Annotated in this window: 18 protein-coding genes; 14 read left to right on the top strand and 4 right to left on the bottom strand. The window is 62.7% G+C overall.

The window, feature by feature from the left end:
- Together VWZ87_RS09325 and VWZ87_RS09320 are read right to left on the bottom strand one after the other, a co-directional pair.
- The gene (locus VWZ87_RS09325; RefSeq protein ID WP_416534797.1) at positions 1-561 is read right to left on the bottom strand and encodes a TadE/TadG family type IV pilus assembly protein; all 561 of its coding nucleotides are present in this window, start codon (positions 559-561) and stop codon (positions 1-3) included.
- The gene (locus VWZ87_RS09320) at positions 558-2240 is read right to left on the bottom strand and encodes a pilus assembly protein TadG-related protein (RefSeq protein ID WP_340544962.1); all 1683 of its coding nucleotides are present in this window, start codon (positions 2238-2240) and stop codon (positions 558-560) included. The genes VWZ87_RS09325 and VWZ87_RS09320 overlap by 4 nt, the downstream gene beginning before the upstream one ends.
- 359 nt (positions 2241-2599) lie before the next feature.
- Here VWZ87_RS09320 and VWZ87_RS09315 point away from each other — a divergent pair, with 359 nt between their 5' ends.
- From VWZ87_RS09315 to VWZ87_RS09275, 9 genes are all read left to right on the top strand, one after another.
- A complete protein-coding gene (locus VWZ87_RS09315; protein WP_340544963.1) occupies positions 2600-4030 on the top strand; it encodes a Glu/Leu/Phe/Val family dehydrogenase in 1431 nt (476 codons plus the stop codon).
- Positions 4031-4558: 528 nt separating this feature from the next.
- The gene (locus VWZ87_RS09310; RefSeq protein ID WP_340544965.1) at positions 4559-5812 is read left to right on the top strand and encodes a sarcosine oxidase subunit beta family protein; all 1254 of its coding nucleotides are present in this window, start codon (positions 4559-4561) and stop codon (positions 5810-5812) included.
- Positions 5813-5893: 81 nt separating this feature from the next.
- Positions 5894-6154 (top strand): sarcosine oxidase subunit delta, encoded by a 261-nt coding sequence (locus VWZ87_RS09305; protein ID WP_416534798.1) that lies wholly within the window; start codon positions 5894-5896, stop codon positions 6152-6154.
- Positions 6154-9075: a sarcosine oxidase subunit alpha family protein gene (locus tag VWZ87_RS09300; protein ID WP_416536985.1), complete on the top strand. Its 2922-nt coding sequence runs from the start codon at positions 6154-6156 to the stop codon at positions 9073-9075. The genes VWZ87_RS09305 and VWZ87_RS09300 overlap by 1 nt, the downstream gene beginning before the upstream one ends.
- Positions 9068-9613 carry a sarcosine oxidase subunit gamma gene (locus tag VWZ87_RS09295; RefSeq protein WP_416534800.1) on the top strand — a complete coding sequence of 182 codons (546 nt, stop codon included), beginning with the start codon at positions 9068-9070 and terminating at the stop codon, positions 9611-9613. Before VWZ87_RS09300 ends, VWZ87_RS09295 begins: the two co-directional genes overlap by 8 nt.
- Before the next feature lie 37 nt (positions 9614-9650).
- Positions 9651-9989, top strand: coding sequence for a hypothetical protein (locus tag VWZ87_RS09290; RefSeq protein ID WP_416534801.1), 339 nt, complete (start codon positions 9651-9653; stop codon positions 9987-9989).
- Position 9990: 1 nt separating this feature from the next.
- A complete protein-coding gene (gene dnaG, locus VWZ87_RS09285) occupies positions 9991-12216 on the top strand; it encodes a DNA primase (RefSeq protein WP_416534802.1) in 2226 nt (741 codons plus the stop codon).
- A 131-nt stretch (positions 12217-12347) separates the two neighbouring features.
- Entirely contained in the window at positions 12348-14336 is a 1989-nt protein-coding gene (gene rpoD / locus VWZ87_RS09280; RefSeq protein ID WP_340544973.1) for an RNA polymerase sigma factor RpoD, read from the top strand.
- A 227-nt stretch (positions 14337-14563) separates the two neighbouring features.
- Positions 14564-14863: a hypothetical protein gene (locus VWZ87_RS09275; RefSeq protein ID WP_416534803.1), complete on the top strand. Its 300-nt coding sequence runs from the start codon at positions 14564-14566 to the stop codon at positions 14861-14863.
- Between the two features lie 115 nt (positions 14864-14978).
- On the opposite strand, the gene VWZ87_RS09270 is transcribed toward VWZ87_RS09275, so the two are convergent.
- Positions 14979-15653 carry an SDR family oxidoreductase gene (locus tag VWZ87_RS09270; protein WP_416534804.1) on the bottom strand — a complete coding sequence of 225 codons (675 nt, stop codon included), beginning with the start codon at positions 15651-15653 and terminating at the stop codon, positions 14979-14981.
- A 246-nt stretch (positions 15654-15899) separates the two neighbouring features.
- Between VWZ87_RS09270 and VWZ87_RS09265 the strand changes: the two genes are divergently transcribed.
- The 5 genes from VWZ87_RS09265 (at position 15900) to ribD (ending at position 18991) form a co-directional block, all read left to right on the top strand.
- Complete coding sequence (locus VWZ87_RS09265; protein ID WP_416534805.1) at positions 15900-16310, top strand: hypothetical protein; 411 nt, start codon at positions 15900-15902, stop codon at positions 16308-16310.
- Positions 16311-16344: 34 nt separating this feature from the next.
- Entirely contained in the window at positions 16345-16836 is a 492-nt protein-coding gene (locus VWZ87_RS09260) for a hypothetical protein (protein ID WP_416534806.1), read from the top strand.
- A 34-nt stretch (positions 16837-16870) separates the two neighbouring features.
- On the top strand, positions 16871-17287 hold the full coding sequence (locus VWZ87_RS09255) for a secondary thiamine-phosphate synthase enzyme YjbQ (RefSeq protein ID WP_340544978.1): 417 nt from the start codon (positions 16871-16873) through the stop codon (positions 17285-17287).
- Between the two features lie 121 nt (positions 17288-17408).
- Positions 17409-17876, top strand: a complete 468-nt coding sequence (gene nrdR, locus VWZ87_RS09250; protein WP_340544979.1) for a transcriptional regulator NrdR — start codon at positions 17409-17411, stop codon at positions 17874-17876.
- Between the two features lie 38 nt (positions 17877-17914).
- Positions 17915-18991, top strand: a complete 1077-nt coding sequence (gene ribD, locus VWZ87_RS09245) for a bifunctional diaminohydroxyphosphoribosylaminopyrimidine deaminase/5-amino-6-(5-phosphoribosylamino)uracil reductase RibD (RefSeq protein ID WP_416534818.1) — start codon at positions 17915-17917, stop codon at positions 18989-18991.
- 19 nt (positions 18992-19010) lie between these two features.
- On the opposite strand, the gene VWZ87_RS09240 is transcribed toward ribD, so the two are convergent.
- On the bottom strand, positions 19011-21041 hold the full coding sequence (locus VWZ87_RS09240; RefSeq protein ID WP_416534807.1) for a capsular polysaccharide biosynthesis protein: 2031 nt from the start codon (positions 21039-21041) through the stop codon (positions 19011-19013).
- Positions 21042-21043: the final 2 nt, after the last annotated feature.

The raw sequence follows: 21043 nt of genomic DNA, 5'->3' as shown, positions 1-21043 counted from the left end.
TTACCGAGGCTCCTGAACAAAGGCGGAGGTCGCATAGAGGCGGATTCGGCCGTCGGCATCATTGTCCATGTCATCGGCCAGGCCCCAGTGGGGAAAGACCGGTTTGAACGCCATGCAGGCGCGGATGAACATCAGCTCGTTTGACGCCCCTGTCACGAAGGTTCGGACCGGCTGCACGTCCTCGACCCGGTTGATGCAATCGGGCTCGGGATCGACGGGCATCCAGGCGTAGGGGTCGACCTGGACCATTTCCAGCCTGAGCGATGAGCCGCAGTCGCGAATAAACCCGGACCGGCTACAGACCTCATCGCGGATTTCATTGTGCTGTTTGGGCACGCCGGTCGACAGGCGCAGGCCGCGCACGGTCTGATCCAGCGCCCGCTCCAGCATCGACTGCTGGATGGTGATCATGCCCAGTTCCACCGTATTCATCAGCAGGAACAGAAAGGCCGGGATCACGATTGCAAATTCAACCGTGGCATTGCCGTCTTCGCGATCGCGAAACAGGCGCAGCGACCGGCGCAGCCGATGGAGGCCCTTATGCGGGAGGTGACAGGTCATTGGGTCAGCCTCAGCTGGCGGATCGACGTGGCGATCGAGGCAAAAGCGTCGTTGATCTCCAGCCCGTTGACGTCAAAGTGATGGGCATCCGAGCTGGCACAGTCCTTCAGCACCGCAGTGCCGCCGCTGGGCGCTTCAAAGCCGATGGTATAGACCACGATGCCCTGGTTCTTGGCAGCGGTGCAGATGGCGCTGGTGCGGGCGTTTTTGACGCTGGTGTTCCAGTAGTCATAGACACCATAGTACCAGACGCTGCGCGCCGAGGACTGCCCCATCCAGTCGCCATAGAGGTTGGAATAGAGATACTTCAGCGACGTGTCGGCAAAGAGATCAGCGTAGCTCAGCCGTTGCACATTGGCAGGCTCGCCCTGTTCGTCCTGCCACCAGCAGCTATAGCTGTCGCATTTGCGGTAGCTGCCCTGACCATAGGCGTGGTCTTCCCAGCGGTTGAGGCGATCCCACCAGTATTTGTCGCGCTGCGGGTCATAGAGCGAATAGCGCGGATTGGATCCGGTCGCCGCCGAATTGTACCAGACGTCGGATGGCCCCTCACGGTGATCCTGCTCCACATAATACTGCGCAGTGTTCTGACCGTCGGTCATCAGGACGATGACCTTGACGGTTTCACTGTCGTTGAAATTCGCAGGCCGGTTGGCAAAGGTTGCCGGAACCATAGAAGCGCCCCCCGAGGCCAGCGCGCTGATGGCCGGGCGGGCGGAGGGATCGAGCAGGGCGGTCCCCCATTTCATACCGACGTCAATCGACGTATTGCCTCTTGCGTAGAGGTTGTCGATGAAGGTTTTCAGTGTGTTTGCATCTTTCTGGAGCGGCAGCGTCTCGCGGTCTGCGCGATCTTCGCAGACGGGGCTTGCGACGAGGTCCGAGCTGCGACGGTAATCACCGCTGGACCATGGGCTGAAGTGCATTGTGCGCTGCAGCTCGATCCCGGTCGACAGGGCGGTGCTCTGGAAATGGGCGCCGGTGAAATTCACACAGTTGGAGTATTCGTGTTCATCGGTCGTTGTGTATTGGTCCATCAAATCCGCCGGGAGGCTGACCTGAGTGGCGTAGGGGATGATCGAGATCGACATCTTGTTGTCGATGGTATTGGCGACCATCGTGTCGATGAAGTCTTTGGCCGCAACCTTGAGGTTGGTCAGGCGGCTGTTGGAGTTCATCGAGCCGGAGACATCCAGCACCAGTGAAATCTCCAGCCCGTCAATGCTCTCTTCTGCGCGCGAGGTCGCGTAGAGAGGCATGTCCTGACCGCTGGAGAATTTCAGCATATGGGTTTCAAATGTGGTGTCGATGGTGCTCTGCACCTTTTTGAAACCGATCCCGGTTTCGGCCACCGGTGGGGTGTAATATTTGTTCAGCCCGGCCTTGTTGAGATAATCCTGAACAACCACTGCAGGCGGCAGTGGCTGATCGAGGTCAGCTGCTGCCAGAACCGCACGGTCGAGCGTATATTGCAGGATGGTCCGGTCGCGCTCCATGCGCATCAGATCGACGCCGATCCCGCCGACGGCCAGCATCGACAGCAGAAATCCCACCATGGGTTTCAGCAGCACGCCCGATTCATCCGCGCGGAACGCCCGCAGCCGCGCATCGCCACGGACACAGGCGGTCAGGCAGGCCTTTCGAGCCGCGATGGATATCTTGTCAAAACGCGTAGTCATAAGTCGAACCCCCAGCCGCTTAACCCCCCGGCACAGCGCCATCAGAAATGGAATTTCACACTTATTAATGCTTTATGAAGGTGGCGGAATTGGGGCGTATACCGGACCAAATCGCGCGAATTGTCGTCAATTCCAGGCCCAATGAGGTCTCGGCGCGCCGGTTGTTCGGGCGCTGCGAACAAATCGACGGTAGCTGCGAGCCAGAGGCGACTCAGTCAAATGCCCACTGTTTTCAAATTGCCTAAAAATAAATCTTTTTGCATGAGAATGGTCAAAAAGGTCGCACCTTCTTAATCCAAGAGTCATAGTGTCCGAACACTATCTCACTGAGTCGACGCAGAAGCACGGAGTACAGCCTGATGAGCAGTGCAACAGAACCCAGTTTTCGCCAGAGTGTGGACCTGATGTTCAACAGGGCAGTTGCCCTGATGGACCTGCCACCAGGCCTGGAAGAGAAAATCAGGGTTTGCAACGCGACCTATACGGTGCGTTTTGGCGTTCGCCTGCGTGGAGGCATCCAGACCTTCACCGGCTATCGCTCGGTTCATTCCGAACATATGGAACCCGTCAAAGGCGGTATCCGCTATTCGATGGGAGTGAACCAGGATGAGGTTGAGGCGCTGGCGGCGCTGATGACCTATAAATGTGCGCTGGTCGAAGCGCCGTTTGGCGGCTCGAAGGGCGGGCTCTGCATTGATCCGCGCCAGTATGAAGAACATGAGCTTGAACTCATCACCCGCCGTTTTGCCTATGAGCTGGCCAAGCGCGACCTGATCAACCCGTCGCAGAACGTTCCTGCCCCTGATATGGGCACCGGCGAACGCGAGATGGCCTGGATCGCCGACCAATATGCGCGGATGAACACCACCGACATCAACGCCAAGGCCTGTGTTACCGGCAAGCCGCTGAATGCCGGCGGGATTGCCGGCCGTGTGGAGGCCACCGGCCGTGGCGTGCAATACGCTCTGCGCGAGTTTTTCCGCAACCCCGAGGACGTGGCTGCGGCCGGTCTCGAAGGGAAGCTGGACGGCAAGCGGGTCATTGTTCAGGGTCTGGGCAACGTGGGCTACCACGCGGCAAAGTTCCTGATGTCCGAAGACGGTGCCAAAATCACCGCAGTGATCGAACGCGATGGCGGTCTGGTCGATGAAAACGGTCTGGACATCGAAGCGGTGTCCCATTGGATTGCCAACCATGGCGGCGTCACCGGTTACCCGGATGCCCGCTACGTCGAAAACGGCGCGGTTCTGCTGGAGGAGGCCTGTGACATCCTGATTCCGGCGGCGCTGGAAGGGGTGATCAACCTCTCCAACGCGGCAAACGTGAAAGCGAACCTGATCATCGAGGCGGCCAACGGTCCAATCACTGCGGGCGCTGACGAGATCCTGCGCAAGAAGGGCGTGGTGATCATTCCCGACATGTATGCCAACGCGGGTGGTGTGACGGTTTCCTACTTCGAGTGGGTGAAGAACCTCAGCCATATCCGTTTTGGCCGGATGCAGCGCCGCCAGGAAGAGGCACGCCATCAGCTGGTCGTGGATGAGCTGGAAGCGCTGTCGGAAAGCCTGGGCAAGACCTGGACGCTGGATCCGAAGTTCAAGGAACGCTACCTGCGGGGCGCCGATGAGCTGGAGCTGGTGCGGTCGGGGCTCGATGACACTATGCGCACGGCTTATCAGTCCATGCGCGAGGTCTGGCATGGCCGCGACGATGTCACCGATCTGCGCACCGCCGCTTATCTGGTGTCCATCGACAAGGTCGCCAAGAGCTACCGCGCCAAGGGGCTTTGATCGTCACGCGAAGGACCCGAACCGGATCGGGTCCCCGCAAACACACCGGGCGCTGACGCGGTTTTGCGCCCGACCTACAGGAAACCTCGCCAGCTTGGCGGGGTTTCTTGCGTTTTGGATGTCCGCTGCGACGCGTTGGAATGCCGCCGATGCCCTTAGGAAACCCCGATAAAGCAGTAGCGCTGCGATCAAGGCGGCCCGCTGGCCAGGTCCGAGGCGCGATCCGGCAATGCTGGCTTCTTTGCTCTGGACACATGTGTATTGAATGTGCTGCTGATAGCGGGCGGTGTCGTTTGCCAGGGCGGATCAGGGCAGGTGCAGCGCCGGTCGGCACGGGTGTCCCGGCCAGGGCTGGAACCGGGAACAGGGCGCGGGCCAATCGGTGCATCAGGGCTGGTATCGGGATGCGGAACGCGCCAGACTGTCGCCCAAGAGGGCGCGGCGGCTGGCATGAGATCACCGCGGGTGCAGGTGGCCTGGCCTGCGGACGACCGGGGGATCAACCGGGATACAAAGGGGGGAGCGGGGATGCGATTTTCTGGCTGGCGTGTGCTGCGCGAAGGGCTAACAGGCAACCGGGGCTGGCAGGCCCATTGGCGCGATCCGGATCCCAAACCCGAATATGATGCGGTGATCATCGGCGGCGGTGGTCACGGGCTGGCCACGGCCTATTACCTGGCCAAGGACCATGGGATGCGCAATATCGCCGTGCTGGAGCGCGGTTATATCGGCGGTGGCAATGTCGGACGGAACACCACCATCGTGCGGGCGAATTACTATCTGCCCGGCAATTCGGAGTTCTACTCTCATTCGTTGAAGCTCTGGGAGGGGCTGGAGCAGGACCTGAACTACAATGCGATGATGTCGCAGCGTGGGATCCTGAACGTGTTCCACAATGACGCGCAGCGCGACAGCGCGGTGCGGCGGGCGAATGCGATCATCAATCAGGGCGATGATGCCGAGATCCTGTCCCGTGACCAGCTGCGCGAAATGGTGCCGCTGCTGAACTATGACAATAACCGGTTTCCCATCCAGGGGGCGCTGTTGCAGCGGCGGGCGGGCACGGCGCGCCATGATGCGGTCGCCTGGGGCTTTGCGCGGGGGGCGGATCAGCGCGGTGTCGATATCCTGCAGAATTGCGAGGTCACCGGCATTCGGACCGAGGGCGGCAAGGTCATCGGGGTGGAAACCCCCCGTGGTCTGATCCGCGCGGGCAAGGTTGCGATGGCCGCCGCCGGGCGCTCCAGCCAGGTAGCGGCCATGGCGGGGCTGACCCTGCCGATCGAGAGCCATGTGCTCCAGGCCTTTGTCTCCGAAGGGCTGAAGCCGATTATCGACCACGTCATCACCTTTGCGGAGGGGCATCTCTATATCAGCCAGTCCGACAAGGGGGGGCTGGTGTTTGGCAGCTATCTCGACCTCTATGCCTCTTATGCGGCGCGGGGCAATCTGCCGATGGTGGAACACACGATGGAGGCCTGCATGGCGATGCTGCCGGCCATCGGCAAGGCGCGGCTGCTGCGCAGCTGGGGCGGAATCATGGATATGACGCCGGACGGATCGCCGATCATTGATCGCACGCCGATTGAGGGTCTCTATCTCAATGCGGGCTGGTGTTATGGCGGCTTCAAGGCAACCCCTGCCTCGGGGCAGTGTTATGCGCATCTGATCGCCACGGATCGCCCGCATCAGGCGGCGGCAGCGTTCCGGCTGGACCGGTTTGAGACCGGTCGAGGCCTGATGGATGAGGAGGCGACCGGTGCGCAGCATAACCTGCATTGACCGTCGCGTGGTCCGCGCCGGCGTAGTGGCTGGCGTGACGGCGTATTTGAGTATTTCTGGAAAGGTGAAAGGGCGCCCGTCATGAGGATTACCTGTCCGCTCTGCGGTGAGCGTGATCGTCGCGAGTTCTATTATCGCGGGGCGGTGCTGGAGGCGCCGGAGGAGGGCGCGCCCCTCGAGGTCTGGCATGCTCATGTCCATCTGCGGCTCAACCCGGCAGGCCCGCTGGAGGAATGGTGGTATCATCAGCACGGCTGTGGCAGCTGGATCAGGGTGCGGCGCGACACCTCAAATCACGAGATGCTCGCCGCCGCGCCTGCGGCAACCGGGGAGGCGGGCTGATGCGGGTTGCAGGTTGGGGCGGCATGGCAGAGCCGCGCGAGGTCGATTTCAGTTTCAATGGGCGTGTGTTGCGGGGGCATGAAGGTGAGCCGCTGGCGGCGGCTCTGTTGGCCAATGACATTCACCTTGTCGGGCGCTCGTTCAAATATCATCGGCCACGCGGCATTCTGACCGCGGGCAGTGAGGAGCCCAATGCGCTGGTTACCCTGGGCGAGGGGGCGGCGCAGGAACCCAATCTGCGCGCCACCACCCTGCCGGTTTACCAGGGGTTGGCGGCGCGGAGCCAGAACTGCTGGCCCTCGGTGGGCTTTGATGTGATGGCCGTCAATGATCTGGCGGCCTCGTTTCTGGGCGCGGGGTTCTACTACAAGACCTTCATGTGGCCTGCGGTCTTCTGGGAAAAGATCTACGAGCCGGTCATTCGTCGTGCAGCAGGGCTGGGGGCGTTGTCCGGGGCGCCGGATGACGGGACCTACGAAAAGGCATTTGGGTTCTGTGATCTTCTGGTCATCGGCGCAGGACCTGCGGGTCTGATGGCGGCGCTGACGGCGGCGCGGGGTGGTGCGGATGTGATCCTTTGTGACGAAGATAGCGCGCCCGGTGGTCGCCTGCTGAGCGAGCGCGAGACCATCGCAGGGCAGCCTGCACGGGACTGGGTGGCGGCTGTGGTTGCGGAGCTGGACAGTCTGGACAATGTGCGGCGCATGGCCTCGACCACGGTGACCGGGGTCTATGATCAGGGCACCTATGGTGCGCTTGAAACCACAGCTGCCGGGTCCGGCAAGGCTGCGCGCAGCTGTTTCTGGCGGCTGGTGGCAAAACGCGCGATCCTGGCATCCGGCGCGCTGGAGCGGCCGGTGGCCTTTGCCAATAACGACCGACCCGGCATCATGATGGCAGGTGCGGTGCGAAGCTACCTCAATCGGTGGGGGGTGGCGCCCGGAGAGCGGGTGACGGTGTTTGCCAACAATGACGATGCTCATCGGACGGCACGGGATCTGGCGGCGGCGGGTGTTCATGTTGCGGCGGTCATCGACAGCCGCCATGACGCACCACAGAGCGATGAGTTCCGGGTGATCCGGGGCGCTCAGGTCTGCAATGCCTCAGGCCGTCAGCGACTGGAAAGCCTGACGCTGCGCTCCGTTGCGGGGGAGGAAAAGCTGCAGACCGACTGTCTGGCCATGTCCGGTGGCTGGAATCCGACGCTGCATCTGACCTGTCACCTGAACGGGCGGCCGCGCTGGCGGCGCGATCTGGCCTGTTTTGTGCCGCAGGAGGGCGCGGTGCCGGGGCTGGCGGTTGCCGGGGCCTGTGGCGGAGCTTTCTCCACTGCGGCGGCCTTGCGGGATGGGGCGGAGGCGGGCGCACGCGCGCTGGAGGCGCTGGGCAGGCGCGCTGTGCCCGTGGAGCTGCCGGAGGCCGAGGATGCGCCCTGCCGGGTGACGCCGCTTTGGTCGGTGCCGGGGCGCGGGCGGGCCTGGGTGGATTTCCAGAACGATGTGACGGTCAAGGACATCTGTCAGGCGGGGCGCGAGAATTTCCGCTCGGTCGAGCATATGAAGCGGTACACCACGCAAGGCATGGCCACCGATCAGGGCAAGAGCTCCAATGTGGTGGCTCTGGCGGTGCTGGCCGAGGCCACGGGCCGCAGCATTCCCGAGACCGGCACCACCACCTTTCGCCCGCCATATGTGCCGGTGCCGATCGGGGTGATGGGGGCAGGCGTGCAGGATCACGGCTTTGCGCCGCGTCGGATGCTGACATCCCATGCGCTGGCCGAGGATATGGGCGCGCATATGATGGAGGTGGGGCTGTGGTATCGCGCCAGCTATTTTCCAAAACAGGGTGAAACCAGCTGGCGGCAATCCTGCGATCGCGAGGTCGGGTATGTGCGCAATGCGGTTGGGGTGGCGGATGTCTCCACCCTTGGCAAGATCGACATTCAGGGGCCGGATGCCGCGCGGTTACTGGACTATGTCTATGCCAATGGGTTTGCCACGCTGCAACCCGGTCGGGTGCGCTATGGGCTGATGCTGCGCGAAGACGGGTTTGTCATGGATGACGGCACCACCGCCTGTCTGGCGCCAAACCACTATGTGATGACTACGACGACCGCAGCGGCCGGGCAGGTGATGGCGCATCTGGAATTCGTGAGCCAGGCGCTGCACCCGGAGTGGGACGTGCGGATCCATTCTGTGACCGAGCAGTGGGCGCAGTTTTCCATCGCAGGCCCGAAGGCGCGGAGGCTGTTGCAGGATCTCCTCGGCGCGGCATTTGTTAGCGAGGACTGGCCGTTCATGGCCTGTGGCGCAGTGGCGCTGGGAGAGGTCACGGCGCGGCTGTTCCGCATCTCTTTCTCGGGCGAGGAGGCCTATGAGCTGGCGGTTCCTGCGCGCTATGGCGAGAGCTTGTTTGGCGAATTGCTGCGCCGGGCGGAAGCGCTTGGCGGTGGGGCCTATGGGCTGGAGGCATTGAATGTGCTGCGCATTGAAAAAGGGTTTCTGACCCATGCCGAGATCAACGGCACCGCGACGCTGCATGATCTGGGGTTCGGTGGGATGCTCCGCTCCGGCAAACCCTGTGTCGGTCGCGCGATGGCCCTGCGCGAGGGGTTGGTCGCCAAGGCGCGTATGCGGCTGGTCGGGATCAGACCCACCGGCGCGGTGCAGCAGCTGACCGCCGGGGCGCATCTGTTTGACCCGGAGGATCCGGTCGACCGGCCACATGATCAGGGTTATGTCACCTCGGTCTGCTATTCGCCGACCTTGGGGCATATGATTGGTCTGGCGCTGATAAAGGCCGGTCCAGACCGGATTGGCGATCCGATCCGCATGGTGGATCACACGGCAGGGCTGGACGTGCTCTGCGAGATTGTCGAGCCGGTGTTCTTTGATCCAGAGGGGGAGCGTGCGCGTGGTTAAGCTGATTGCAAAATCGCCCTGTGCGGGGCTGCTGCCTGTGCAGGTGGGGGATCTGTCGCTGAGGGAGGCGACGCTGGAGGAGATGACCACCCTCGCGCCCTATGCCGGTCAAGACGCCGCGCTCTCCGAAGTGCTGTCGGCCGCGCATGGGCTGCGCTGGCCGATGCCGAACCGAAGCAACAGCAAGGCCGGGGCGCGGATTATCTGGTTTGGCCGTGAGCTGGCGCTGCTGTCCGGCGTGCGGCCGGATCCTGCGCTGGCAGATCATGCCGCGCTGACCGATCAGAGCGATGGCTGGGCTGTGGTGCTTCTGGAAGGTGCGCAGGGCGACGCGGTGTTGGCACGGCTCTGCCCGGTGGATTTGCGGCCCGCCGTGTTCAAACGCGGCCATACCGTCCGATGTGAGCTGAAGCACATGGCGGCCTCGGTCACCCGGCTCGGGCCAAAGAGCCTGCAGATCATGGTGTTCCGCTCCATGGCGGAGACACTTGTGGATGATCTGAAAACAGCGATGGAAGCTGTTGCGGCACGGGGGTAATCTCAGGGATCACCAACTGATTCCGGGAGCCAAGTGTATGATCCGTCTTGCCCTTGTCGCAGCTTTGCTGGCCGCGCCAGCCTATGCCGCTGAAAAAAAAGAAGAAAGCTGCAAGTATCAAGGGCAGGTCATGGCGGCCGTGCAGCAGGCGCGGCTGGACCGTGTGAAACAGGCTGATGTTGCCCAGACGATTCTGGACAGTGATCCCGCCTGGCCCGAGCAGTACAGCAAAGCCATTCCGCAGCTGACCGCGCATATCTACAGTCTGCGCAAGCGCGATCTGCGCGACAATGACTTCGGCGCGCTGCTGGAGCAGCAATGTCTGGCGAATTGGGATCAGATCCAGAAGATGCAGAAGCAGTTGCAGAGCAACTGAGATGTCGCTTCCCCCCGGTTTCCTTGATGAATTGCGCACCCGCGTCAGCCTCTCTCAGGTTGTCGGGCGCAAGGTCATGTGGGATCAGCGAAAATCGAATCAGGGCAAGGGCGACATGTGGGCGCCATGCCCCTTCCACCATGAAAAATCCGCCAGTTTCCATGTCGATGACCGCAAGGGGTTCTATTACTGCTTTGGCTGTCATGCCAAAGGGGATGCGCTGAAATTCGTGCAGGAGACCGAGAACGTCGGCTTCATGGAGGCGGTGCAGATCTTGGCGCAGGAGGCGGGGATGGAGATGCCCGCCCGCGACCCCAAGGCCCAGCAGAAGCAGGACCACCGGGCCCAGTTGGCCGAGGTGATGGAACAGGCGGTGCGGTTTTTCCGCCTTCAGCTCAACACGCGGTCGGGTGAGGCTGCGCGCAGCTATCTTGCGCGGCGCGGGCTGACGGGTCAGGCCCTGGAACGCTGGGAGATCGGTCTTGCCCCTGACGGCTGGCAGAACCTATGGGACGCGCTGCGCGGCAAGGGTGTGCCGGAAGAGCTGATCATGGGTGCGGGGCTGGCCAAACCCTCGAACAAAGGTGGCAAGCCCTATGACACCTTTCGCAACCGGATCATGTTTCCAATCCGCGATGCGCGCGGGCGGGCGATCGCCTTTGGCGGCCGAGCCATGGATCCGCGCGACAATGCAAAATATCTGAACTCGCCGGAGACCGCGCTGTTTGACAAGGGGCGCAGCCTTTACAATCACGGGCCTGCGCGCACCGCGTCGGGGAAATCCGGCCAGCTGCTGGTCGCCGAAGGCTACATGGATGTGATCGCCCTTGCAGAGGGCGGATTTGAGGCGGCGGTGGCGCCTCTGGGCACCGCGATCACCGAAAACCAGCTCCAGATGCTGTGGCGCATTGCGGATGAGCCGATCATCGCGCTGGACGGCGATACCGCTGGTCTGCGCGCGGCGATGCGGCTGATTGATCTGGCATTGCCCTTGCTTGAGGCGGGGAAATCCCTGCGGTTTGCGCTGATGCCCGAGGGCAAGGACCCCGATGACCTGATCCGAGCCGAAGGGCCGGAGGCGGTGCAGAGGGTGCTTGATCAGGCGATGCCGATGGTGCGGCTGCTGTGGCAGCGCGAAACGGAGGGCAAGGTTTTCGACAGTCCCGAGCGCAAGGCCGCGCTGGACAAGGCGCTGCGCGACAAGATCCGGCTGATCCGCGATCCCTCGATCCGCCGCCACTATGGCGAGGATCTGCAGGATCTGCGCTGGCAGCTGTTTCGCGGCGGGCGCCCGCGCGAAGCGACAGCGGCACCGAGGCTGGACACCGGGTTCGACGCGCTGCCGGATCCGGGGTTTGATACCGGTTTTGATCCGGGGCCAAGCTTTGATCCGGGCTTTGGAGCAGCGGGCGATCCCGACTTTGGCGGCGATTATGGCGATTATGATAGCGGCTACGATCCGGGCTACGACAGTGGATTTGATCCCGGTTATGAGGCGCCGCCGCCGCCCGTCACCCCGGCTCAGGCGGGCAATCAGGGCAATTACAGCGCTGGAAAATTCCGCAAGGCTGGTGGTTTCCGCGATGGTGCCCGGATGCCCTGGCGCGGCAAGAACGCCCCACCACAGCCGCTGGAGACGACCCGTAATTCGCTGCTTGCTGGCGGCAGCGAGGAGGCGCTGGTGCGCGTCCGTGAGGCAGTGATTCTGGCGACGGTGATCACCACACCGGCGGTGATTGCAAAATATGAGGTCAATCTGGAACGCATGGCCTGTGTCGGCTCGGATCACGCGCTGCTGCGCGATTTGGTGCTGCGTCATGGTGTCGATGCGCCTGAACGGCTGAAAGAGGAAATTGCACAGGCTGCCGGCAGCCATGCCCTTGAAAACCTCTTTGCGCTTCGCCATGTGGCAATCAGCCCCTGTCTGCGTCGTCCCGGCGATGTGGAAATCGCCAGCCTGACCCTGGCGGAGGAATTTGCCAAGCTGGAAGCAAGCCGGGGCCTGGATGCAGAGCTGGCCGAGGCGGAAGAGGATCTGGACGGGCTGGCTGATGAGGCTGTGACATGGCGGCTGGGACAGGCTGCCGAAGCGCGCAACAAAGCCGTGCGCAGTGAGAACGAAGACCGAGCGCAATATGATGTGGGGGAGAACGGAGCGCGTCTGAACCGTGAGGAACGCGACGCTTTCGGAGCCCTTTTGGAACGAATTGGCTACTCCAAGAAGTGACCGCTGCGCCGCAGTCAGGTCGTTTTGCTAAGGAAGAGCGAAAGAAAAACGGGTAAACCGGGTGACGAATCAGCGGATCGCGATAATGATTCGCGAAACCGAATCGCCCCAGCCCCGACGAGGAGCATTGAATGGCCGCCAAAGATACCGACGACCGCAAACCTGACGATCAGGAGCCCGAAATCTCTCTCGACATGAGCCAGGCTCAGGTCAAGAAGATGATCGCCGAAGCGCGCGAGAAGGGTTACATCACCTATGATCAGCTCAATCAGGTCCTGCCGCCGGATCAGGTAAGCTCGGAGCAGATCGAGGACGTGATGTCGATGCTCTCCGAAATGGGCATCAACATCATCGAAGATGAGGAAGCCGAAGAGGAAGAGCAGAAGGGCTCGACCGATCTGGTGACCACCGACAGCAACCGCGAAGTGGCGGTGGCTGGCGCGGCAGCTGAGAAGCTGGACCGAACCGACGACCCTGTGCGCATGTATCTGCGCGAAATGGGATCGGTCGAACTGCTGAGCCGCGAAGGCGAGATCGCCATCGCCAAGCGGATCGAAGCTGGCCGCAACACGATGATCGCCGGTCTCTGCGAGAGCCCGCTGACCTTTCAGGCGATCACCATCTGGCATGACGAACTTCTGTCCGAAGACATTCTGCTGCGCGATGTGATCGACCTTGAGGCGACGTTCGGCAACCAGCTGGACGAAGACGGTGAGGTTGGAGAGCCGGTGGTGGATACCTCTGTCGTTGCCGCGAGCAAACCTGTGGCGAAAGACACCGGTCCAGAGCTCGACGCTGACGGCAACCCGATTGCATCGGACGACGACGAGGACGAGGACGATCAGGCCAACATGTCCCTTGCCGCGATGGAAGCGGCGCTGAAGGACAAGGTGCTGACCACGCTGGAACAGATCTCCTCCGACTATGCACAGCTGAGCGAAATGCAGGACAGCCGGATTTCGGCCACCCTGAACGAAGATGGCTCTTTCAGCGCGCAGGATGAGCAGATCTATCAGTCTCTGCGGTCTGAAATTGTTCTGCTGGTCAACGAGTTGCACCTGCACAACAACCGGATCGAAGCGCTGATCGACCAGCTTTATGGCATCAACCGCCGTGTCATGCAGATCGACAGCTCGATGGTGAAACTGGCGGATCAGGCCCGTATCAACCGTCGCGAGTTCGTGGATGCCTACCGTGGCCGCGAGCTGGATCCGAACTGGCTGGCCGATATGGCGGAGAAGCCGGGACGGGGCTGGCAGATGTTTGTCGAACGTTCCACCGACAAGGTCGAAGAGCTGCGCGCCGATATGGCGCAGGTCGGTCAGTATGTCGGTCTCGACATCTCTGAATTCCGCCGCATCGTGCAGCAGGTCCAGAAGGGCGAGAAAGAAGCCCGTCAGGCGAAGAAGGAAATGGTTGAGGCCAACCTGCGTCTGGTGATCTCGATCGCCAAGAAATACACCAACCGCGGCCTGCAGTTCCTTGACCTCATTCAGGAAGGCAACATCGGCCTGATGAAGGCGGTGGATAAATTCGAATACCGCCGCGGTTACAAGTTCTCGACCTATGCGACCTGGTGGATCCGTCAGGCGATCACCCGCTCCATCGCGGATCAGGCCCGGACCATTCGTATTCCGGTCCATATGATCGAGACAATCAACAAGCTGGTCCGCACCGGCCGCCAGATGCTGCATGAAATCGGCCGCGAGCCGACGCCGGAAGAACTGGCCGAAAAGCTCCAGATGCCGCTGGAGAAGGTCCGTAAGGTGATGAAAATCGCCAAGGAGCCGATCTCTCTCGAAACCCCGATCGGGGACGAGGAAGACAGCCAGCTGGGCGATTTCATCGAGGACAAGAATGCCGTGCTGCCGCTCGACAGCGCCATTCAGGAAAACCTCAAGGAAACCACCACCCGCGTGCTGGCTTCGCTCACCCCGCGTGAGGAGCGGGTTCTGCGGATGCGTTTTGGCATCGGCATGAACACCGACCACACGCTGGAAGAGGTGGGCCAGCAGTTCAGCGTGACCCGCGAGCGGATCCGCCAGATCGAGGCGAAGGCGCTGCGCAAGCTCAAGCACCCGAGCCGGTCTCGCAAACTGCGCAGCTTCCTCGACCAGTAATGCGGCAGTTGATATCCGAACAGAACAGGCGCCCCGGTGGGGCGCCTTTTTGCTGTGTGCCTTGCAGCAGGGGGCGGTTCGGCATGGATTTTGCGGGTCCAGCCCGTCGCAGCCCGGCCCGCCTGTCTGGGTGGCATTGTTAACCATTCCTAACAGTCAGCAATTGTTTTTGGGCCGCGAATACCTAAGTTACCAATATGTTAACTTTGCGAGATCGGAGGGGTCCAATGGCGCATCATTCGAATTTGAACGAGGCACTTAATGTGCTGGACGACAAGCTCCGCTCGCTCAGCGCGCTGACCAAGGCGAATGCCTTTCTTGTCGAAATCATGCGCAAAGATCGCGCCCTGCTTGAACAGATGGAAGCCCCTGCTGCCCGGGCGATGTTGATGGACCGCGCCTGCCAGTGCTTTGGTGCGGGCGCAGGAGATGCCGCAGATCCAGATGTTCTGGAGGTGCTGGCGACCGCCCTAACCGAAGGGCAAACAGCTGAAATCATTCCGTTTCCCACCGACCGACGTCATTGAGCGGGCCATAGGCACCGCCGCGTCACCGCGCCTGAGGTGACACATCCGGAAGGGCTAACCCTTCCGGATGTTTTTATGGGCGTTACTTCCCGGCAGTGCTGCGGCCCGTGCGGCCTCAGCCGGTCGGCATCAGGAAGACCTCCCGCACGGCATTGCGCGGGTCGGCCTCCAGCGCAAAGACAACGGCATCGGCCACGTCTTCGGGCTGGAGCTTGTCGGGCTTGGCTTCGTCGAAGAACGCGGTGTCCACCATCCCCGGCGCAACCACGGTACAGCGCCCGCCCCAGTCCTTCATCTCTTCGGCCAGATTGCCGCCATAGCCATGGACGAACCATTTTGAGGCGCCATAGATGGAGCCGGGGATATGCACCCGCCCTGCCGCCGAACCGGTCAGCACGATGTGTCCTTTCTGCGGTTTCAGATGCGGGATAGCGGCTTTTGCCGTGTAGAGCAGGGCCATGATGTTGATATGAACCATGTCATGCCATTCCGAGGGGTCGCCGTTTTCCGTCCCGGGAGTGTTGAGACCGGTCCCGGCATTGGCAAAGGCTGCGTCGATCTGGCCGAAACTGTCGCGCAGATGCTGTAGGGCGGCGACCTGATCCTCGAATTTGGTGGCATCTCCCGGCAAGGCCAGGGCGCCGTCGCCCAGTTCCTCGGCGAGGCTGTTGAGCTTGTCTTCGGACCGGGCGAACAGGCCGACGTTCCAGCCTGCCTTGTGGGCCGCACGCGCGGTTGCTGCGCCGATGCCGCTGGATGCGCCGGTGATGAACAGGGTTTTCTGAGCCATGAGAGGATCCTCTGTCTTGTGGTTGTTTGACCGCTCAACGCGGCGAGTGCCCGATTGGTTGCGCAGGTGATGGGCCTGTTTCGGCAGCGTTGAATGTGAACAGTTGTGACTGGCCGTGGTCGGCGGTATCTGGAATCCTGCCGGTGGCCCTCTATCTCTAACCTGTGGGCTTCGCGCAGATCGCAGGTCAGCTTGCGCGCGCATCCTCAGAGCCGCGGGCTGAATTACTCATCAAGGATAGGCATCATGCGACTATTTTCTGTGACTATTGCGGCGGCGCTTGCGCTGTCAGCCTGCGCCGAAGCAACCCCGACAGGTCATGTGACCGTCGATCAGGCGCGTGTCTTTGCTCTTCCTGACGGCAGTTTCGAAGTGGTCCCGCCGCAGGGCGCAGTGCGCTCGGCATTCTGGTGTGGCGCGGCGGACTACGCGCGCCGCGCGCTTGGTGCCGACTGGGGGCAGAGCATCTATGTCGCGCGCGGTATGGGCGAGGGCGTCGCCGTGAACCGTAAATCCACCGTGCATTTCAGCCTGAACCCGGTTGCAAGTGATCGTCCCGACAGTTGGCTGAAACGGACAAATGCCTATCGCGTTGGTGACCGGCTCAGCGTTCAGGAGGCCGATCACCAGTGCACCACCGCCTTTGTTCGCTTCTGACTGGCGCCCTCATTCGCAATCGGCGAGGTTCATCATGACCGGTTTTCCCAGTTTCAAATTCCGCAGAGCGCGTCAGATCTCCAGGGGCCGTCGGGCTGGACCACGCCGGACGGCACTCGCCGTTGTGGGTGTTGGGCTTGGCCTTCTGGTGCTGGCGGTGCCGGCATCCGCCTTTCGTGCGATCAACCGGCTGGAGGTCGTGCCCGCGGGGGCGAGTCAGTTTGAGGTGATCGGACGGGCCGGGGCGCTGAAATCCGACTACTGGTGTGCCGCCGGAGATTATGTGCGCAAATCGCTCGGACTGCCCTGGCAGACAAAGATCTACGCCGTCGACGGCATCGGGGCCAGCAGCACCACCGGTGCACGCTCCGCCGTGCGGTTCACCTTGGATCCGGCCGCCGCCGGGGTGACGCCATTCACCGGCAACTGGACCGGTGATATCCTGACGCCCGGCTATGCGTTTCGTGCCAATGCGGCCTATGGCAAATGCGAAGACTGGATTTTCCCCTTTCGCAGCCGTAACTGATAGCCGGGCAGACGTTTGGGCATCGAGGTGATCCATGCAGGCAGAGTTCACCGTCTCCACCCGCGGGCAGGGGCTGTATGAAATCACCGATCAGATCGTGGACTGGGTATCGCGCGCGCCCTGCGACGCCGGGCTGCTGACGCTTTTTGTGCGGCACACCTCCTGTTCGCTGCTGATCCAGGAAAACGCCGATCCGGAGGTGCAGGGCGATCTCCTCGCTTATCTGTCGCGTCTGGTGCCGCCCGCGTCCGATCCGTCGATGGCCTATCTGCGCCACACCTATGAGGGGCCAGACGATATGCCTGCCCATATCAAGGCAGCGATCCTGCCTGTCAGCCTGTCGATCCCGGTGACCGCCGGGCGGCCTGCCTTGGGCACCTGGCAGGGCATCTACCTGTTCGAGCATCGCGACGCAGCGCACAGCCGCAGGGTGATCGCGCATTTGGTTTAAGCCCCGGCATCTTGTGGTCTTAATTCACCTCTACCCAAACCCTAGAGGCTGCCATATAGTTGTGGATAAGGGCGCAGCGGCGTCCGGTTGACCGGCGGACTGGAACAGGGGGGGACAGCTGATGCGCTGCCCGTTTTGCGGAAATATCGACACCCAAGTAAAGGACTCGCGCCCTGCTGAGGATCACGTTTCGATCCGGCGGCGCCGGTTCTGCCCGGCCTGTGGTGGCCGCTTCACCACCTATGAGCGGGTGCAGCTGCGTGACCTCGTGGTGATCAAGACCAATGGCAAACGTGAAGATTTCGACCGCGACAAGCTGGAGCGCTCGATCCGCATTTCCATGCAGAAACGCCCGATTGAACCGGAACGCATAGATCAGATGATCTCGGGCATCGTGCGGCGCTTGGAGAGCATGGGTGAGACCGATATCCCGTCCAAGAAGATCGGTGAAATCGTGATGGAGGCGCTGGCCCGTATAGATACCGTGGCCTACGTCCGCTTTGCCAGTGTTTACAAGAACTTTCAGGCGGCGGATGATTTTGAGGATTTCGTTCACGAGCTGCGCCCGCCGGAGGCGCCGGAAGAGTGAACGCCTCCGGACGGATGCGGGCTGGGGATACGCGCTATATGTTGCTGGCCCTGTCGCTGGGACGACGGGGGCAGGGGCAATGCTGGCCGAACCCGGCTGTCGGCTGTGTGATCGTGCGCAAAGGCCGCATTGTCGGCCGGGGCTGGACCCAGCCGGGGGGCCGCCCTCATGCGGAGACCGAGGCATTGCGCCAGGCCGGTGCTCTGGCGCGCGGCGCTACCGCCTATGTCTCGCTGGAACCCTGTTCCCATACCGGTAAGACACCTCCCTGTGCTCAGGCCCTGATCGACGCTGGCGTGGCGCGGGTGGTGGCAGCCATGGAAGATAGTGATCCACGGGTTTCAGGCCACGGGTTTGCGATGCTGCGCGATGCCGGTATCGAGGTCACCACCGGGGTGTGCTCGGACGCGGCGGCGCGGGATCATGCCGGGTTTTTTCTGAAGACGGAACAAGGCCGCCCCTTTGTGACGCTGAAGCTTGCGAGCAGCTTTGATGGCCGTATTGCCACCGCTGCGGGCGAGAGCAAATGGATCACCGGACCCGAGGCCCGCCGTGCCGTCCACGCGATGCGGGCACGCCATGATGCGGTGATGGTGGGTGGTGGGACTGCCCGTGCGGATGACCCGTCACTGACCGTGCGGGATCTTGGGGTGAGCCGTCAGCCCGTGCGGGTGGTGATTTCGCGACATCTCGACCTGCCGCTGATGGGGCAGCTGGCACGCAGTGCACGCAATATCCCGGTCTGGATCTGCCATGGGACCGGCGCCGATGCTGAGCGCCTGCGCGCCTGGGAAGGGTTGGGCGCGCGGTTGCTGCCCTGCGCCGCAGAGGGTCAGCAGCTGGATGCGGCTGATGTCTTGCAGCAGCTGGGGCAGGCGGGTCTGACACGCGTCTTCTGCGAAGGCGGCAGCGCGCTTGCAGCCTCGCTTCTGGCGCAGGATCTGGTGGATGAGCTGATTGGCTTCACTGCCGGGCTGGCCATCGGGGGTGATGGTCTGTCCTCAATTGGCAGCATGGGCCTAAAGGGTTTGGCCGATGCGCCGCGCTTTGATCTGATCGACATGCGTCCCGTTGGGGCAGATATCCAGCACCGTTGGGCCCGTTCACTGGGCTAGGTCGCCTAATGGCAGCAGCCTAGCGCCAGAGATGCGCATAGGTGGAGAATAGCCCCTGAAGCTTTGCCAGGGTCCGGGTGGCGGTGCCCGGGGCAGGAATATCGCCCTTCGCCAGCCGCTCCACCACCAGTTCGACCTGACAGGGCAGGCCGCTGACCGGATCCACATAGCGCGGATAATCAATCAGCGCGGCATGGACCAACCCCATCAGGGAGGGGCGGGCCTGCCGTCGGGCAACGGGCACCGCGCCCAGATCCCGGGTCAGCCCCCAGCCCGCATAGAACGGTGCGCCAACCGTGGTCACCTTGACCCCACGCAGCAGCGCTTCAAAGCCCAGAAGCGAGGTCATCGTCCAGACCTCATGCACCATGTCAAGAAGCGCCATCGGGTCACTGTCGGGCACGACCACATCCGCCAGCCCCTCGGCGGCGATGCTGCCGTCGCGCAGCCCGGCCTCCACATCCGGGTGCGGCTTGTAGATCAGCACGGCGTCCGGGTTGGCCGCACGGGCCGCCCGCAGCAGGTCGGCATTGGTTGCGATTTTCTCACATCCCAGACGGACCGAGGCATCATCTGCCACCTGTCCGACCACGAGAATGCGGTGCCCCTCGGGCAGGTTCGGGACCGTTCCGCCGAGGTTGTATTTCGACAGGCTGTCCTGCACCAGCCGCCGGGTCAGGTTCTCGGCGCGCTGTTGCTGCTGGGCGGTCAGGGTCGCGCGGGCGGCGATCAGGTCTTCCAGGTCGCTGGGCTGATGCGGATCGTAGTAGATACCCTGCCGGTCGACGACCAGCGACAGTGGCGGCACCAGCGCCGCCCCCAGCCCGCGGGACCGCAGAAACCCGTCCTCGACACGATGGGCGCCCGGAGATTGCCCGGTGCCGGTGCGCCCGGCCCAGATCATCCAGTTGCGCCCGCTGGCGCGCGCGACCTTGGGGCTGTCGCTAAACCGCAGACGTCGGTAGCGGCCAAAGAACTGTTGCAGCGGCCGTCGTTTCCACAGCCGCATTCCTGAGGCGATCCAGCCTGCGCGATCCTGCTGCCAAGCGCGGGCTTCGGCCTCCAGCGCGTCGATCACCTCCTCCAGCTCGCAGAGCCGGTCGTGATAGGGGCTGTACCAGGTCGGATAGAGGATCATCGCCGCCGCAAACAGCTGCGCGCGGGTTAGGCGGCGCTGGCGCCGGGTGATCGGGAATTCGTCCTCGCTGAGGCCCCAGCCTGCGTAGAAGGGCTGGCCAAAAACGCGGGGTTTGTGACCGCAGAGGATGGCCTCGAACCCCATCTGCGAAGACACGGTATAAACGGCGATGGCGCCCTCCAGCAGCGCCCAGGGCGAGACCGGCGCATCAAGGATCTCGACCCGTCTCTGCGCGTCTGCGGCGGTATAGTAACCGGGGCGATGGCCTGCGCGGTCCTCCGGATGGGATTTGATGATGATGCGGGCGCCGGGATGTTCGTCCTGCGCATAGTAAAGCATCTCCTGAAAGCGCGCGTGATCGGTTCCTTCATGAGGGGTGGATGCGCGGACGGAGGCGTCGCCGCGGGCCTGATCAATCACCAGAACATAACCCGGTTCCGGCACCGGCGCGTTTGGCGAATAGGCGTTGTATTTGCTCAGATGGGCGTCCTGTAGCCGGGCAATCGCGCGCCGGGCGCGGCGCATCAGCGCGCTGTCATCCAGCGGGTGCGTGGCCAGCAGCTGCTCCAGATCCGAGGGGGTGGCGGGATCGAAATGCAACCCTGACCGGTCGAGCAGCAAGCCCAGCGGCGGCTCTCCCTCACGGCCGGGATAGATCGAGCGCAGAAACGCGTCTTCGACCCGCAGCAGGCCACAGCCCTGTGCCGCCGCCACGGCCAGACCACGATGAGCGGTATCGGCATTGCCCCAGACCGCGACAAGATCCTCTGCCGTCGGCTTGCCCAGCCGCAGGTCATAGCCCGCCAGTGACAGGATGCGCCGCAGCCGCCGCTGGCGCAGGAAACCGGCGTTGAAATAGTAAAGCCGGGAGCGAATGCCCCCGGCCCTTGTCGTCGGGTCTGTTCCCGTCATGT

This window comes from Phaeobacter sp. JH20_37, from assembly GCF_048056015.1.
In the GTDB taxonomy this organism is placed as follows: domain Bacteria; phylum Pseudomonadota; class Alphaproteobacteria; order Rhodobacterales; family Rhodobacteraceae; genus Phaeobacter; species Phaeobacter bryozoorum.
Note: the sequence above shows the minus strand (reverse complement) of the source record. Positions and strands in the feature narration are given on the sequence as shown.